The sequence below is a fragment of the Nesterenkonia sp. K-15-9-6 genome, from assembly GCF_052656005.1.
The window spans coordinates 212,026-227,438 of record NZ_JBQYEY010000004.1 but is presented as its reverse complement, the minus strand read 5'-3'; the positions used below and the strand labels follow the sequence as shown (position 1 = coordinate 227,438).

At 68.6% G+C, this 15,413-nt stretch carries 15 protein-coding genes; 5 read left to right on the top strand and 10 right to left on the bottom strand.

Annotated elements, in window-relative coordinates; all coding sequences use genetic code 11:
• Window positions 1-89: 89 nt before the first annotated feature.
• Window positions 90-1,595 carry an FAD-dependent oxidoreductase gene (locus tag SD455_RS04425; RefSeq protein ID WP_445507359.1) on the top strand — a complete coding sequence of 502 codons (1,506 nt, stop codon included), beginning with the start codon at window positions 90-92 and terminating at the stop codon, window positions 1,593-1,595.
• Window positions 1,596-1,638: 43 nt separating this feature from the next.
• Here SD455_RS04425 and SD455_RS04420 read toward each other — a convergent pair whose 3' ends face one another.
• Window positions 1,639-2,856 (bottom strand): MFS transporter, encoded by a 1,218-nt coding sequence (locus SD455_RS04420; RefSeq protein ID WP_445507358.1) that lies wholly within the window; start codon window positions 2,854-2,856, stop codon window positions 1,639-1,641.
• A gap of 83 nt (window positions 2,857-2,939) precedes the next feature.
• Between SD455_RS04420 and SD455_RS04415 the strand changes: the two genes are divergently transcribed.
• Window positions 2,940-3,572 carry an NUDIX domain-containing protein gene (locus tag SD455_RS04415; RefSeq protein ID WP_445507357.1) on the top strand — a complete coding sequence of 211 codons (633 nt, stop codon included), beginning with the start codon at window positions 2,940-2,942 and terminating at the stop codon, window positions 3,570-3,572.
• A 53-nt stretch (window positions 3,573-3,625) separates the two neighbouring features.
• Window positions 3,626-4,573, top strand: a complete 948-nt coding sequence (locus SD455_RS04410) for a restriction endonuclease (RefSeq protein ID WP_445507362.1) — start codon at window positions 3,626-3,628, stop codon at window positions 4,571-4,573.
• A 130-nt stretch (window positions 4,574-4,703) separates the two neighbouring features.
• Here the strand turns inward: SD455_RS04410 and SD455_RS04405 are convergent, their stop codons facing one another.
• From SD455_RS04405 to rpsO, 4 genes are all read right to left on the bottom strand, one after another.
• Complete coding sequence (locus tag SD455_RS04405; RefSeq protein WP_445507356.1) at window positions 4,704-5,810, bottom strand: TM2 domain-containing protein; 1,107 nt, start codon at window positions 5,808-5,810, stop codon at window positions 4,704-4,706.
• Between the two features lie 160 nt (window positions 5,811-5,970).
• Window positions 5,971-7,242 (bottom strand): glutaminase, encoded by a 1,272-nt coding sequence (locus SD455_RS04400; protein ID WP_445507355.1) that lies wholly within the window; start codon window positions 7,240-7,242, stop codon window positions 5,971-5,973.
• A 242-nt stretch (window positions 7,243-7,484) separates the two neighbouring features.
• A complete protein-coding gene (locus SD455_RS04395; RefSeq protein WP_445507354.1) occupies window positions 7,485-9,743 on the bottom strand; it encodes a polyribonucleotide nucleotidyltransferase in 2,259 nt (752 codons plus the stop codon).
• Between the two features lie 301 nt (window positions 9,744-10,044).
• Entirely contained in the window at window positions 10,045-10,314 is a 270-nt protein-coding gene (rpsO, locus tag SD455_RS04390; protein ID WP_179542370.1) for a 30S ribosomal protein S15, read from the bottom strand.
• Between the two features lie 288 nt (window positions 10,315-10,602).
• Here rpsO and SD455_RS04385 point away from each other — a divergent pair, with 288 nt between their 5' ends.
• The gene (locus tag SD455_RS04385; RefSeq protein WP_311023727.1) at window positions 10,603-10,800 is read left to right on the top strand and encodes a hypothetical protein; all 198 of its coding nucleotides are present in this window, start codon (window positions 10,603-10,605) and stop codon (window positions 10,798-10,800) included.
• A 96-nt stretch (window positions 10,801-10,896) separates the two neighbouring features.
• Entirely contained in the window at window positions 10,897-11,454 is a 558-nt protein-coding gene (locus SD455_RS04380; RefSeq protein WP_445507353.1) for a hypothetical protein, read from the top strand.
• Between the two features lie 33 nt (window positions 11,455-11,487).
• Here the strand turns inward: SD455_RS04380 and SD455_RS04375 are convergent, their stop codons facing one another.
• The 5 genes from SD455_RS04375 to truB all read right to left on the bottom strand — a co-directional run bounded on the left by SD455_RS04375 (window position 11,488) and on the right by truB (window position 15,405).
• Window positions 11,488-12,240: a class I SAM-dependent methyltransferase gene (locus SD455_RS04375; protein WP_445507352.1), complete on the bottom strand. Its 753-nt coding sequence runs from the start codon at window positions 12,238-12,240 to the stop codon at window positions 11,488-11,490.
• A 150-nt stretch (window positions 12,241-12,390) separates the two neighbouring features.
• Window positions 12,391-13,383, bottom strand: coding sequence for a bifunctional riboflavin kinase/FAD synthetase (locus tag SD455_RS04370; protein ID WP_445507351.1), 993 nt, complete (start codon window positions 13,381-13,383; stop codon window positions 12,391-12,393).
• Window positions 13,384-13,447: 64 nt separating this feature from the next.
• Window positions 13,448-13,951, bottom strand: coding sequence for a hypothetical protein (locus SD455_RS04365; protein ID WP_445507350.1), 504 nt, complete (start codon window positions 13,949-13,951; stop codon window positions 13,448-13,450).
• A 13-nt stretch (window positions 13,952-13,964) separates the two neighbouring features.
• Entirely contained in the window at window positions 13,965-14,348 is a 384-nt protein-coding gene (locus tag SD455_RS04360; RefSeq protein WP_445507349.1) for a hypothetical protein, read from the bottom strand.
• Between the two features lie 67 nt (window positions 14,349-14,415).
• On the bottom strand, window positions 14,416-15,405 hold the full coding sequence (truB, locus tag SD455_RS04355; RefSeq protein ID WP_445507348.1) for a tRNA pseudouridine(55) synthase TruB: 990 nt from the start codon (window positions 15,403-15,405) through the stop codon (window positions 14,416-14,418).
• Window positions 15,406-15,413 lie beyond the last annotated feature (8 nt).

Below are 15,413 nucleotides of genomic sequence, written 5' to 3'. Positions count from 1 at the left end.
ATCGGAGAGCACCTGGAACCTCGACATCTACTCAGTCTCGCAGGACGGGCGCTACATAATTGTCAGACATGCCCTAGGCGGAGGACCCCATGCGCTCCTACTGGCTCGACACCTCCCCCACCATCCGCACCTCGGGGTCCGAAGGCCCGCACCAGTGGCACGACGTCGTCGTCGCCGGGGCGGGGCTGACCGGGCTGACCACGGCGGTGCTGCTGGCCCGCGCCGGCAAGGATGTCGCCGTGCTGGAGGCGCGCAGCGTGGGGTCGCTGGCCACCGGCCACACCACCGGCAAGGTGTCCCTGCTGCAGGGCAGCGTGCTCTCCCGCATCCGTAAGCATCAGTCGGACGACGTCCTGCGCGCCTACGTGGAGGCCAACCAGGAGGGCCAGGCCTGGCTGCTGCGCCACCTGGACGAACACCGAGTCCCCTATCAGCTGCGGGACGCCTACACCCTGGCCACCACCCAGGACGGCATGGCCACACTCCACGCGGAGCTGGCCGCGGCCCAGGCCGCCGGTCTCGACGTCGACTGGGCCGAGCCCCCTGACCTGCCGTTCGACGTCGCCGGAGCCATCAGGATGCGCGACCAGGCGCAGATCGACCCCATGCCTGTGCTACGACTCCTGGCCGAGGAGCTGCTGGATCGCGACGGGCTCCTCGTGGAAGGCGTCCGCGTCACCGGTCTCGGGCCCCGCCAGGAGAAATACCTGGCCCTGGACACCAGCGCCGGAGAAGTCGGCACCTACCACCTGGTGCTCGCCACCGGCGTGCCGGTGCTGGACCGGGGAGGGCACTTCGCCACCGTCTCCGCCCATCGCTCCTACGCCTCCACCTACCGCCTGCCCACCGGCCTCTCCCTGCCGCAGGGCATGCACCTGACCATCGACTCCCCCGACCGCACCCTGCGCAGCGTACCCACCGACGACGGCGAGGAGCTGCTCCTGGTCGGTGGCAACGACCACCGTGCGGGTCGCGCGGACTCGCACGCTGCCGCCGTCGCGGATCTGGACGCCTGGGTCCAGCAGCACTACCCCGGCGCACAGCGCACCCACACCTGGTCCGCCCAGGAGTACCGCAGCGTCCACCAGATTCCCCTGGTCGGGGCCCTTCCTCACAGTGAGGAACGGGTCCTCTCCGCCACCGGGTTCGACAAATGGGGCATGACCAATGCGGTGGCCGCCGCGCTGGCCATCACCGCCGAGATCCACGGCCACACGCCGCGCTGGGCTGAGACGCTGAGCGGGCACGCCACCAGCGCGGCCGACGTCGCCACCGGGGTCAAGGACAACGTGATCGTCGGAGCACGCATGGCTGCCGGCTGGGCCTCGGCGGAACTGACCTCCCTGCCCCATGAGGCCCCCGAGGAGGGCCAGGGCGTGGTGGGACAGCGCCACGGCCGGCCGCTGGGGGTCTCCACAGTGGAGGGCACCACCTGTGCGGTCTCCGCCATCTGCCCGCATATGGGCGGGATCCTGCGCTGGAACGATGCCGAGCTCTCGTGGGACTGCCCGTTGCACGGATCCCGCTTCGCCCCCGACGGCACACGACTCGAAGGCCCCGCCCTACACGACCTCGCCCGCCCTCGCGAGGAATGACCAGGCCCTGCGAGGCATGACCACGCCCCACCGAGTCGTCCGGCTACCGGGTGAGGTGGTTTGTGAACCGGATCTGCACCACCCGCAGCACCGCGACGACGCCGGCGGCCCCGGCGAGCCAGAGCAGCGGCACCGAAGGGCCCAGGGCCGGGTCCAGGGACTCCAACAGCACCGGCAGGCCGAAGCCCAAGTAAGTGAACGTGTAGTACACCCCGATGACCAGGCCCCGCGACGACGGCGGCGCCAGGGTGTCCACGTCGACGAGCCCCTCCCGCAGGCACAGCCCATAGGCCGCGCCCAGGACAGGGACGGTGAGGAGGAACAGCCACACCGGCGGGGCGTGCCCTCCCCCGGCGACCAGGGCGAACCCGGTTGCCGCCAGGAGCGCACCGGCCGCTCCCGCGCCCGGTCCCCACCGCCGGCGTCGGGCCAGCACCTGCATTCCCAGTCCTGCGCTGAACGCCAGCGCGGCCGCGGCTCCGGGCAGGAGCATGCGCAGCTCCTCGGAGGCTGGAAGGCGGGAGGGAAGCACGACGAACGCCACCGTCGCGCAGGAGAACACCCACAGCGCCATCGGCAGCGCGGCCGAGAGGGCCCGGGCCGCGCCTCGCTGGGGACCTGCCGTGGTCTTCGGGGCCTCGCCCCGGTCCGACATCGGGTCCGCGTCTGAGGCGGCGTCCGGGGCAGGCGGTGTGGCGTACCTGCCTGACCGCAACGCCGCGGCCACCGCCAGCAGACTCAGCGCCGCCGTCGTCGCATACGGCACGCTCAGCCGGGCCGCCGTCGGCAGCACCGCGGCCAGCGCCCCGGTGATCACCGGGCCGGCGGCGAAGCCCGAAGTCAGGATCAGCCCAGCCAACGCCGCGCCGGTGGTGCCGCGCAGGCTCGCCGCCCAGGCGGTGCCCGCACTGACTGCCAGGCCCACCCCGACACCGACGATCAACCGGCCGGTGAGGATGAACGGCTCGGTATGACCGAAGATCATCACCACATTGCCCAGCGCGGCGGTGAGGCTTCCGGCCAGCACCACGCGCCGCGGCCCGATCCGGTCGGCCAGTCCACCGCCGCCCAGCAGCCCAGGCAGCAGGCCCACCGCGTAGACGCCGAAGGCGGAGTTCACCGCCACCGCGGACAGCGTTCCCTCCACCCGCAGCACAGGCAGCATCGAGGCGAAGTGATTGGCCGCCCAGCCCGCGCTGAACAGCAGCAGAGCCACCACCCAGAAGGGTGTCCCCGCTGCGCCGCGATGAGCCTGTGACATCTGCTCCGCCTCTCTGCTCGCCACTGCACAACATACAAGCAGAACGCCCCCGACCACCGTCGACCCAGGGATAGGGTGAGCCCATGAGTGTCCATGACTCCCCCACCCAGCACCCGGTCGACTCCTCCGTGACCCACCACGACGCCCGTCTGTTCACCCTCGTAGAGGACTCGTTCCGTTTCGGGGCCGAGCAGCAGACACTGCACCGGTCCTACCTGAAGCACCTGGGCGCGGTGGCTGTACTCCCGGTGGACGACCAGGACCGGGTGCTGCTGATCCGCCAGTACCGCCACCCGGTGCGCATGCACCTGTGGGAGGTGCCCGCCGGGCTGCTCGACGTCGACGGGGAGCCCATGCTGGAAACCGCCCAACGGGAGCTCGCCGAAGAGGCGGACCTTCGAGCCGAGACCTGGCACACTCTGGTGGACTTCTACTCCAGCCCGGGCGCCTCCAGCGAAGGCATCCGGGTCTACCTGGCCCAGGGCCTCACGGAGGTCCCCGACGCGGACCGCCACACCCGAGACGGCGAAGAGGCCGAGATCATCCCCACCTGGGTCCCCTTGGCCGAGGCAGTGGACGCAGTGCTCTCCGGGCAGATCCACAACCCCTCCGCCGTCGTCGGGCTCCTGGCCCTGCACGCAGTGCGCACCGGCGGCGGTCAGCTCCGCGACGCCCGCGCACCCTGGGAGGACCAGCCGCGCGGCATCGCGCCGTAGACTGGACGCCAGCTGGACGTCGTGCGTATGCAAGGAGCTTGATCTTGAGCACCGTGGAAGCCTCGGGCACCACTTTGGTTCCAACGTGGCCGGAATTCATCCTCGCAACGCTCCATATCTTGGAGAGGGCCGGAGAACTTCAGCGTCGCGAGCTGATCCGCCGGGTTGCCCAGGAAATGGACTTGAGCGATGAGGCCTTGCAGGAGCGGCTGGCGTCCGGAATGACTCGCTTCGAACAGCGCATGGGTTGGACTCTGGCCAATTTGGCAAAGGCCTCCTGGGTGGATCGCCCGAGCCGGGGCAACTACCGCATCAACGATGCTGGCCGCAGGGCCATGAAACTGTACGAAGGTGGCTTCGACTACTCGCTGGCACGCGAGGTGTTCAAACCGTACTGGCCCCACACGACGAAAGGCACCCACGGCGCCGAAGCACAAGACCCCGCGCCGCTGAAGGACTCCGCTGTCGGGAACGGAGAGATCGTTGCCGACCCCGAAGAGGTCATCGAAGACTCGATCCAAAGGATCGACGAGAATCTGGAAGCAGAGCTTCTTGAGCGCTTGCAGGAGGGTCATCCCGACTTCTTCGAGAAGGCAGTGGTCGATCTCCTGCTCTCGATGGGGTACGGCGGCGCCGAGAAGCGAGGGCGACGGATCGGTGGTCCCGGAGACGGCGGTGTCGACGGAGTCATCGACCAAGATGCTCTCGGAATCGACCAGATCTACGTCCAGGCCAAGCGCTATGCGACCGGCAATAAGGTCGGACGCAAGGAGATTCAAGCGTTCGTCGGCGCTCTGCAGGGCCGAAGCGCCACCCGCGGCGTATTCCTCACCACGAGCGAGTTCACCGACGAGGCCTGGCAGTACGCCGAAGCAGTTCAGAGCAGAATCATCCTCATTGATGGCTCACGATTCACTTCGCTGATGCTCAAGCACCGAGTGGGCGTTCAGCCGAAGAAGACGCACACTGTCCTTCAGGTCGATGCTGACTACTTCGACTAGCGCGATTTCAGAGCGGCCTAAGGTGCGGAGTGTGAATCGGTGGTCGTCCATCCAGCAGGTGAACAACCACCGACCCTGCTGACCTTCACGATCAGCAGCTCCGTGCATTCTGCGTGTACCGAACTTCAGGTCAGTCGGTGGACAACGTCCACTCGCCGTCCGCTTGGACCACGATCAGCGACGGCCCCTCCTGGATGGCCACCGACCCCTCGTAGGGGCCGATCTCGTTGATCAGCAGCCCGAGGTTGAACAGGTCGTCGGTCTCCTCCGTCACGACGAAGTTGCTCTGCCCGTTGTGAGTGACGTGCAGTGTGGCAGCACCGCCGTCGTAGAGGTACACGCCGTCGCCGGAGCCAGAGCCCGGCATCGGCTCGGCCGCGCTGAACGGCTCGACAGTGATGCTCCACGGACCATCTGCGCTGACCTGGATGCTCACGCCGTCACCCAAGGACATGACGCCCCATGCGGTGGAACCGGAGTACTGGCCGATCGTATTGACCAGCAGCTCAGCGGTGGACTGGTTCTGCGCGTCCAGAACGGTCAGTGCAAAGTTGCTGCTGCCGCTGTGCTCAGCAGTCACGATGCCGCCGGTGCCGTCCTCGGGCAGGCTGATCACCGCGTCGCCCGACCCCGACTCCTCGATCATCTCGAACTCGCCGAACTGGTCGGCCAGCCAGGACGCGTCGCCAGTCGACGCCTCGTCCTCCTGGGCCTCCTCAGGATCCTCGGTCTCCTCCGCCTCCTCAGCTTCTTCGTCCTCACGGGCAGCGTCCGCCGCCTCATCGTCGGCCGCACCTTCCTCGGCGTCCTCGGCAGGCTCTTCCTCGGCCGCCTCGACCACCTCAGCGTCGTCGTCTTCCTGGATGACGGCGTCGTCATCGATCCGGGCGGCCTCCTGCACCCCAGTGGCGGCCACAGCCCCCAGCACGATGCCCATCACTCCGCCGAGGATGACACCGGCGGCCGTGACGACCCAGGCCACAGTCCGGGAGCTGCGGCTTCCCTCGAGCGGCCTCCCTGCGGAGTCGCGGGCTGCCCCGGCGAGGACCATGATCAGGTCGATCAGGTACCAGAGGCCGAAGCCACCCAGTGTCACCAGCTTCAGCACACCTGTGCCGATCTTGCCGAGATAGAAGCGGTCAGCTCCCAGGCCGCCCAACAGCCAGGACAGCAACCAGGTCACCACGAATGATTTCTGGGGAGGTGCCTGGACGGCACTCTCAGGGTAGGGGTGCATGGTCGTTCTCCTCACGAATGCGAATGATCACCCCGCGCTGCTGCCCGAGGCGACCGGCCGGCGTCGGGACCCCCTGCCCCGGTCCGACTGGTGAAGGCAACCTTACGGCAGCCCTCCGACACACGCCGCCCCGGCCGCCCTCCCACCTCCCACTCGGAGCTCACCCCAGCGCTGACTCCAGCCGCTCCGGGCTCCACCGTTCGATCCCCCGACCCCGGCTGTCCGTGAAGTCGGCGACCGTGGACTCGGGGTCCACGATGATGATCCGGTGCCCCTCATCGAGCAGCTTCGCCGCCATCTCGGAGGAGGTCCGCCGCGCCACGGGCAGGACCTCGTCGACCCGCGCCATGTCGAAGACGACCAGATCGGTGGAGGGCGGAGACTCGATGAGCTCGTGGACCAGCGCCTCGATGCTGCTGAGCACCAGGTCGCCCTGCAGCACATAGACAGTGGCCGGCTGATCCTCCACCGTGACGCGCAGGGTTTCCCGCAGGGCCGAGCGGGCGGGACGGCTCGCCTCCATCAGGTGCAGGCCCAGGTCCTCGGAGAGCCGCTCCATCATCGCGACACCGCGGACGCTGTTGCCGTGCCGGTCCAGCCGCGGGGAGAACACCGCCACTCCGATCTGTCCCGGCAGCACACCGATGATCCCGCCGGCCACACCGGACTTGGCCGGGATCCCCACTGTGGTGAGCCAGTCTCCGGCGGCGTCGTACATCCCGCAGGTGGCCATCACGCTGAGCAGGTGGCGGGTGCTCTCCCGGCACAGCAGCCTCTCCCCGCTGTGCGGCTGGACACCGCCGTTGGCCAGCGTCGACGCCATGAGCGCCAGATCCGCCACCGTGACCGAGGCCGCGCACTGCTGCACATACCCTTCGACGGACACCTGAGGGTCGCCGTCCAGCTGCCCGGAGGCATGCAGCAGGTAGGCCAGACCGAGGTTGCGGTCCGCGGTGGCCAGCTCAGAGGCGGCCACGGCGTCGTCGAGGCCCACGTCTCGCCCGGTGAGCCGACTGAAGAACTCCAGGATCCGGTCCAGCCCAGAGGTCTCCTCCGAGCTGATCAGCGCGTGGGTGGCGATCGCCCCCGCATTGATCATGGGGTTCCGCGGCCGGCCCGTCTCCGGGTCCAGCGAGAGTTCGTTGAACGCCTCCCCGCTGGGCTCCACGCCGATGAGATCCCGGATCCCGGCGAGCCCATGGTCCTCGATCGCCAGGGCATAGGCGAAGGGCTTGGACATCGACTGGATGCTGAAGTGATGATCCGTATCCCCGCTGGCATAGACCGTGCCGTTGACGGTGCACAGGGCGACGGCGACCTTCTCCGGGTCCGCAGCGGCCAGCTCGGGGATGTAGTCCGCCGGCTGCCCTTCCACGACGTGCTGGGTCTCGGCGATCAAGGTGTCCAGATAGTCGAGTATCGGTGAACGCATCGGTGTCCTCTCATCGGGCTCCGCCACGATTCTGGTGGCCGCGAGCGACGGCGTCTCTCCGGCGCCACGCCGAGCCGACGGCCGAAGCTCCGTCATATGGGGCCAGCAGCCTCACCATACCCCGCCCAGACACGACGACGGCCGGTGGTCGCTCCCGCACAGGGGAACGGCCACCGGCCGTCATACTCGGCTGACGAGGTCAGTCTGGCGCTGATGTCAGCACCGGTGTCAGCGCAGCAACATCACTCGGCGTCGACCAGGACCTGGTTGACCGACTGCTTGTCCTCGCCGTCGGAGTCCTCGTCCACGACCGGAGCCAGGGACAGCTTGCCGCGGTCGTCGATCTTGGTGATCTCGACCTGCAGCTTCTGTCCCACGCCCACGACGTCCTCGACGTCGTCGACGCGCTTGCCGTCGTTGAGCTTGCGCAGCTCGGAGATGTGCAGCAGGCCGTCCTTGCCCGGGGTCAGCGAGATGAACGCACCGAAGGTGGTGATCTTCACGACCGTGCCCAGGTAACGCTCGCCCACCTCCGGGACCTGCGGGTTGGCGATCGCGTTGATCGCGCTGCGCGCGGCCTCAGCGGCCTCCCCGTTGGTGGCGCCGATCAGCACGGTGCCGTCGTCCTCGATGGAGATGTCGGTGCCGGTGTCCTCCTGGATCTGGTTGATCATCTTGCCCTTCGGGCCGATGACCTCACCGATCTTGTCCACCGGGACCATCACCGAGATGATGCGCGGGGCGAACTCGGACATCTCGTCCGGGGAGTCGATCGCGGCGTTGATGACGCTCAGGATGTGCAGGCGAGCCTCACGGGCCTGCTTCAGGGCGGCACCCAGCACGGAGGCGGGGATGCCGTCGAGCTTGGTGTCCAGCTGGATGGCGGTGACGAACTCCTCGGTGCCGGCGACCTTGAAGTCCATGTCGCCGAAGGCGTCCTCCACACCCAGGATGTCGGTCAGCGCCGCGTAGCGGGTCTCACCGTCGACCTCGTCGGAGACCAGGCCCATGGCGATGCCGGCCACCGGGGCCTTCAGCGGCACACCGGCGTTGAGCAGCGACAGCGTCGAGGCGCAGACCGAGCCCATCGAGGTGGAGCCGTTGGAGCCCAGCGCCTCGGAGACCTGACGGATCGCGTAGGGGAACTCCTCGCGCGACGGCAGGACCGGGACCAGCGCGCGCTCGGCGAGCGCACCGTGGCCGATCTCGCGGCGCTTCGGGGAGCCCACACGACCGGTCTCACCGGTGGAGTAGGGCGGGAAGTTGTAGTTGTGCATGTAGCGCTTCTTGGTCTCCGGCGACAGGCTGTCGATGGACTGCTCCATCTTCAGCATGTTCAGCGTGGTGACACCCATGATCTGGGTCTCGCCGCGCTCAAAGATCGCCGAGCCGTGCACCCGCGGCAGCACCTCGACCTCGGCGGTCAGCTGGCGGATGTCCGTCAGCCCGCGGCCGTCGATGCGGACCTGGTCGCGCAGGATGCGCTGGCGGATGACCTGCTTGGTCACCGCGCCGAAGGCCTTGCCGACCTCGCCGCCGCGGCCCTCGAACTGCTGGCCCTCGCCGGCCAGCTTCTCGACCAGCTCGGCCTTCAGCTCGGCGTCGGCGGTCTCGCGGGCCTGCTTGTCCGCGATCTGGTAGATGCTGGTGAGCTTCTCCTCGGCGGCGGCCTTCACGGCCTCGAGGACGTCGTCCTCGTAGTCCAGGAAGAACGGCACCTCGACCGGCTCCTTGGTCGCGCGGGAGGCCAGGTCGGCCTGGGCCTCGCACAGGACCTTGATGAACGGCTTGGCGGCCTCGAGACCCTCGGCGACGATCTCCTCGGTGGGGGCGGTCTTGCCCTGCTCCTTGATGAGCTTCCAGGAGTTGTCGCTGGCCTCGGCCTCGACCATCATCACGGCGATGTCGTCACCGACCACTCGGCCGGCCACGACCATGTCGAACACGGCGTTCTCCAGCTGCGAGTGCTTCGGGAACGCCACCCACTGGGGGCCCTCGGAGTCGTGGATCAGCGCCACACGCACGCCGCCGATCGGGCCGGAGAACGGCAGACCGGAGAGCTGGGTGGAGGCGGAGGCGGCGTTGATGGCCACGACGTCGTAGAGGTCGTCCGGGTTGATGGACAGGATGGTCTCCACGACCTGGACCTCGTTGCGGATGCCCTTCTTGAAGGCCGGGCGCAGCGGACGGTCGATCAGGCGGCAGGCCAGGATCGCGTCCGTGGTGGGGCGACCCTCACGGCGGAAGAACGAGCCGGGGATGCGCCCGGCGGCGTACATGCGCTCCTCGACGTCCACCGTCAGGGGGAAGAAGTCGAAGCCTTCGCGCGGGGACCTGCCCACCGTGGTGGCGGACAGGATGGTGGTCTCCTCGTCGAGGGTGACCAGGACCGACCCGGCGGCCTGCTTGGCCAGCCGTCCGGTCTCGAACTCGATGGTGCGGGTGCCGAATCGACCGTTGTCGATCACGGCCTCGGCATAGTGAACCTCGGGACCCTGCATGGCAGGTGTCTCCTCTCTGTTGTCGAACAGACAGGCACGGCCGCCGGTGGGAGGAGGTGGATCAGGCCATATGACGGCCATCGATCGAAGCCCACGGGCTGCCTGCGCATCACGCGCGGCTCCCGGAGGCCACTACCGAGGACCGGAGCACATGGGGTCCAGCTCGGCACCGGCGTGCCTGTCTCTCATAGTCTCGCATACAGAACAGGTGACTCCCACGGTCATTCGACCGCGTGTGGAGCCACCTGTTCCGTCAGCTTGGTATCAGCGTCTGCACGCCTGCTCTGGTGCCTTCAGACACTCAGCGGCGGATGCCGAGGCGCTTGATCAGCGCACGGTACCGCTCGATGTCAGTGTTCTGCAGGTACTTGAGGAGGCGGCGACGGCGACCCACCAGGATCATCAGGCCACGACGAGTGTGGTGGTCCTGCTTGTGCGACTTCAGGTGCTCCGTGAGGTCGCTGATCCGACGGGTCAGCACGGCGACCTGGACCTCAGGCGAACCGGTGTCGCCCTCGTGGGTCGCGTACTCCTTGATGATCTCCTGCTTGACAGCGGGATCCAAAGCCATGGGATTGCTCCTTGATGGTTGTACCGCGATCAGGTGCCGGAACCTGGGGAGCATCCGCCCCACAGGCATCCGGTGCTGGCCACCGCGGACTGCAGCACAGCAACGCTCCACTTTACCGCACATGCCCGGATCGGAGCGAATGGAGCCCTCAACGGTGCAGGCGCGAACCCCGCACCCAGCATGACAGCAGGATGTGATCCAGATGTGAGGAGGGTCCGTGACAGTGGTGCTCTCAGCGGCAGCGCCCCTGCCTGCAGCCAAGAACGGACCCCTGACGAAAGGACTCCCATGAGGCATCACCGCAGACTGCTCATCACGGGCGCACTCACCGGCGCCGCCCTGTTCTCCGGAGCCGCACTGGCATCGGCCGCCACCGACGATGCCCAGCAACCCGACTACGACCGGGTGGGCGACGTCGAAGACATCGACTGGGGCCTGCTGAGCCCATCGGAGCCGAACGCCCCCTCCGGAGAACGACAGGCGTGAACAGCATGTGATCAATGTGTGAGGACGTTCAAGGATGCTGATGGTGTCCCCAAGAAACAGGCCCGCTCCGGGCCGCGGCCCATGAAAGGAACCCCCATGCGAACCATGACCAAGACCCTCTCCCTGGGCGCGGTCGCTGCACTCCTGCTGGCTCCGGCCGCCGCGGCGCATGCCGACAACGCCGGACCTCCGGAGGACGGCACCGCATCCCACTCATCCGCCGGCTCCGGATGGGACGAGGTCAACGCCGAGAATCCCTTGGCCCTCAGCTCGTCCGGAACGCAGGAGGTCCAAGCCTCCACCGGCTGCTACGCGAACGCGGTGACGAGAAGTCGGAGCCACGCTCGCAGTGGAGTCATCGTGACATCACGCAATCTCACCACCAGCAGCCGGTGCCGCGACATCAATGTCCGCCACACTCTCGGCAGCGAGAATCGAGTGGAGGCTCGGGTGTGCTTCCTTCCCAGCTCCGGAGGGCGCACCTCCCAGTCGAGCTGGACCGACATCACCAGCGGCTGGCGTGTGGTCGCCAGCGACGTGATCACTGGCACCGCGTACGAGGTGCAGACTCGTGTCCGCTCGTTCGAGCCTCCGCCCACGGATCCTCCGATGGACCCCGACACCTATCCCTGGCGCGTGCACTACGCCTCGTGAGCGAGCCCTGACAGCGCCCGCCCCTGCCGGACCTCACCGGCGCTGCGCGGTGTGCAGCACGGTGAGGTACGGCAGCTCGACGACGTCGTCGCCGGCCAGCCCGGTGTGCTCGTCCAGGTACCAGTCCAGGTTCTCCCGACGCCGGGCACGCTCCTTCGGACCGGCCCGGAGCCAGGAGCTCATCGTGGCGGCCAGGCGGCGGACGTCGTCGGCGGTCAGCCGCCGCGACCAGGTGAACTCCTCGGTGCGCGGCGGCGCGAACAGCCGCGGGTCCAGCGGAGGGCTCCAGCCGGGACGGTGCACGTCCCCGGCGCGCATGATGCGGGTCAGCCGGTGCACCCACGGGTCGGAGGTGTCCAGGTGGTTGGAGACGATCGCCAGCACTCCACGCTCGGCCAGGATCCGATGCGCCTCCCGCTGCACGAACCCGGTCTCGAACCAGTGCCAGGCCTGGGCGGCGACCACGACGTCGACCGCGCCCTCCTCCAGCCCGGTGTCCTCCGCCGAGGTGAGGTGCACCTGCAGCCTGCGCCGCAGCTCCTCGTCGCCAACGGTCTCCTGCAGCACCTGGGTCATCGGGCCACTGGGCTCCACCGCGTGCACGCGCACCACACGATCCTCGCCCGCCGCCAGCAGCTGGCGCGTCAGGATGCCGGTGCCCGCCCCGACGTCGGCCACCCGCAGCGAGCCGGCGGCCCTCGAGACCGACCCGAGGATCGCCTCCACGGCCTGCTGCGGGTACCGCGGCCGCAGCTCGTCATACTCACGCGCCGCCGCGAGACCCATCTGCTCGCCGTACGCCCCGCCCAGCAGGCGGCGTCGATCGGGATCGGCGATGATGACCTGCTCCCCCGGTCTCAGCTTCGGCCGATTCGGGACGGCACGGTGCGGAGGGTCCGCGGCGGGACGGCCCAGCTCAGGAGAGGGCGGCAGGGCTCAGCCCTCCACCGCCGGGACCGGCCGCGCATCCAGGTGCTCCGGGTCATCGGTGCCCAGCGTGAGCTTCGCGCGCGCCACGTCCTCCTCCATCTGGCTGATCAGCTGTGGGATCCCCTCGAAGGCGACCATGCCGCGCAGGCGGTCGATGAATTCGACCCGCACCTGCTGGCCGTAGAGGTCGAAGTCCTCCACCTTCTCCTTGGGCCTGCCGATCACGAAGGACTCCACCACGCGCTGCACGCCGTCGAAAGTGGGATTCGAGCCCACCGAGATCGCTGCGGGCCAGCGCCTGCCGTGCCCATCGGTCAGCCACCCGGCGTAGACGCCGTCGGCGGGGATCATGCCCTCCGAGTCCTGCCCCAGGTTGGCGGTGGGGAATCCCAGCTCCCGCCCCCGAGCGGCCCCGTGGACCACCTCGCCGAGCACCGCATGGGGCCGGCCCAGCACCTCGCGGGCGGAGGCGACGTCACCGGCGGCCAGCGCCTCCCGCACCCAGGTGGAGGAGCACCGGCGGTCCCGGCCGAAGTCCTCGACGCCGACCACGGCGAACCCGTACTGCTCCCCCAGCTCCACCATCGTCTCGAAGGAGCCGGTGTTTCCGCGTCCGAAGCGCACATCATGGCCGACCACCACCACTCGGACGTTCAGCGCGTCCACGAAGTACTGCTTCACGAACTCGGCGGGAGTCAGGGCGGCCAGGTCGAGCGAGTAACGGATCATCAGCATCGCGTCGATGCCGGTGGTGGCCAGCCGATAGATCTTCTCCTGCACCCCGGTGATCATCTCCGGGCACTGGTGCGGCCGGTGCACCTGCGCCGGGTGCGGGTCGAAGGACACGGCGACGGCGGAGGCCTCATGCTCGGCGGCCGCGGCGGCCAGCTGAGTGAGGACCTCCTGATGCCCCAAGTGGACGCCGTCGAAGTTGCCGATGGTGACCGCCGTCGGACCGAGGTCCGCGGGAACCTCATCCAGGCCGTTCCAATAGTGCACGTGTCTCCTCAGTTCTGCAAGTGGTGCGTCGGCGTCATTGCCGCTCCCCATTATGGAGCACTCGTCAGCCGGCGCCCATTCCCGACGACGGCGGCGCCCCCGGCGCGTCCCGCCCCGGACGATGGCGCCACAGCCAGTACAGGCCGATGAACGGCAGCACCAGGGGCACGAAGCCATAGCCCTGCCCGAAGTGCGACCACACCGTGGCCTCGTCGAACAGCTCCTGATCCAGATACGTCCAGGCCCCGACGCCCAGCACCCCGACCATCTCGATCAGCACCGCCACCAGCGCGGCCCGCCACGCCAGTACCGACGTGCGGGCCAGGGCGAGGGTGGCGAACACGTAGACCAGGGCGGCGAAGGCGCTCAGCAGATACGCCACCGGGGCGTCCTCGAAATGCGCGAGGATCTGATACAGCGCCCGCGCGGTGGCAGAGACCGCGAAGATCCCATAGGCGGTGATGATGAGCATGCCCACCCCCCGGTTGCGGGGTGTGGGTGATGACCGCCGCTCGACGCCGGGGGCCGAGTCGCGGCCGTCCTCAGAGCTCAGATGCTTGTGGACCATCACTCTCTTCTCTTCAGCAGGCGCAGGGGGCCGTCGCGCTCCCCCACCAGATGACTTCCATGCGATAGACCATCACGAACACCACCAGGCCGACGAAGCTCATCACCAGGTTCGACCAGCGGGTCTTGTCGATCATGGCCCAGACGAACACTCCCGCCGGCAGCAGCAGGGCGGTGAACACGTAGCCCCAGAACTCCCAGGCCTCCCCCGCGATGGACGCATCGAAGCCCAGCTGACGCACGGCGGCGTAGATGCCGTAGACCACCAGGAACAGCTCCACGGCGGCGAGGCTGATGATCGAGGTGTCCGCCGGGTGGCGGCGCAGCGCCGTCATGACCCAGCAGATCAGTGTGGAGGCGGCACACACGACCGTGCCGATGATGAACATCAGGGTCATGCTGCTCCTCCTGCCGGACGGTCCTGGACGATTCTCTCCACCTCTACAACCTGTAGAAATCTACGCCCTACTGCGGGGCGAACACCAGCTCCGGCTTCGCCTGGAAGCTGACCTGCTCCGCAGCCGCGGCGCGGGCCGCATCGCCCGAGGCAGAGGCCCCCTTCTTCGCCGGGACATCTTTGAGCAGAGCGATCAGCTCTCCGTCGGGCCCGAACGCCGCGGTGAGGCGATCCGGCTCCCCCGCAGCCCCGGTGCCGGAGGCGGTGATCCTGCGTCCGTGGCCCAGGTTCTCCGCCTCCTCCTGGGTGAGCTCACGTCGGGAGAAGATCCGGGCCGCCGCCTCTGCAAGGTCCACGTAGCCGAAGTCCTCGGCCAGCTGTTCCAGACTCAGCGCGTTCTCGATGCGGTACGGCCCCACCGCCGTGCGACGCAGCGCGGTCAGATGGCCGCCCACCTCCAGGGCCTCCCCCAGATCACGGGCCAGCGCCCGCACGTAGGTGCCCGAGGAGACGTCCACCTCCACGTCGACGTCGACCATCCGGCCGCCCTCGAGACGGCGCACTTCCAGCACGTCGAACCGGTGCACGGTCACCGGGCGGGCCGCCAGCTGCACGTCCTCGCCCCGGCGCGCCCGGTCATAGGCGCGGCGACCGTCGACCTTGATCGCCGAGACGGTGGAGGGCACCTGCTGGATCTCCCCGGTCAGGGCCGCCACCTCCGCGTCCAGCCGCTCCCGGGAGACCGCATTGGCGAACCGCGTGGCCACCACCTCGCCGTCGGCGTCGTCGGTGGTGGTGGACTGGCCCAGCCGGATGGTCGCCGTATAGGTCTTGGAGACCCCCACGATATGGGTCAGCAGCCGGGTGGCTCGATTGATCCCGACCACGAGCACCCCCGTGGCCATCGGGTCGAGGGTGCCGGCGTGCCCGACCTTGCGGGTGCCCGCCAGCCGACGGATCCGCCCGACCACGTCATGGCTGGTCCAGCCGGCCGGCTTGTCCACCAGCACCAGGCCGGAGCCGACGGCGATCTCCTCGGCGCGCTGCTTCTTGCCCATAGGTGCGG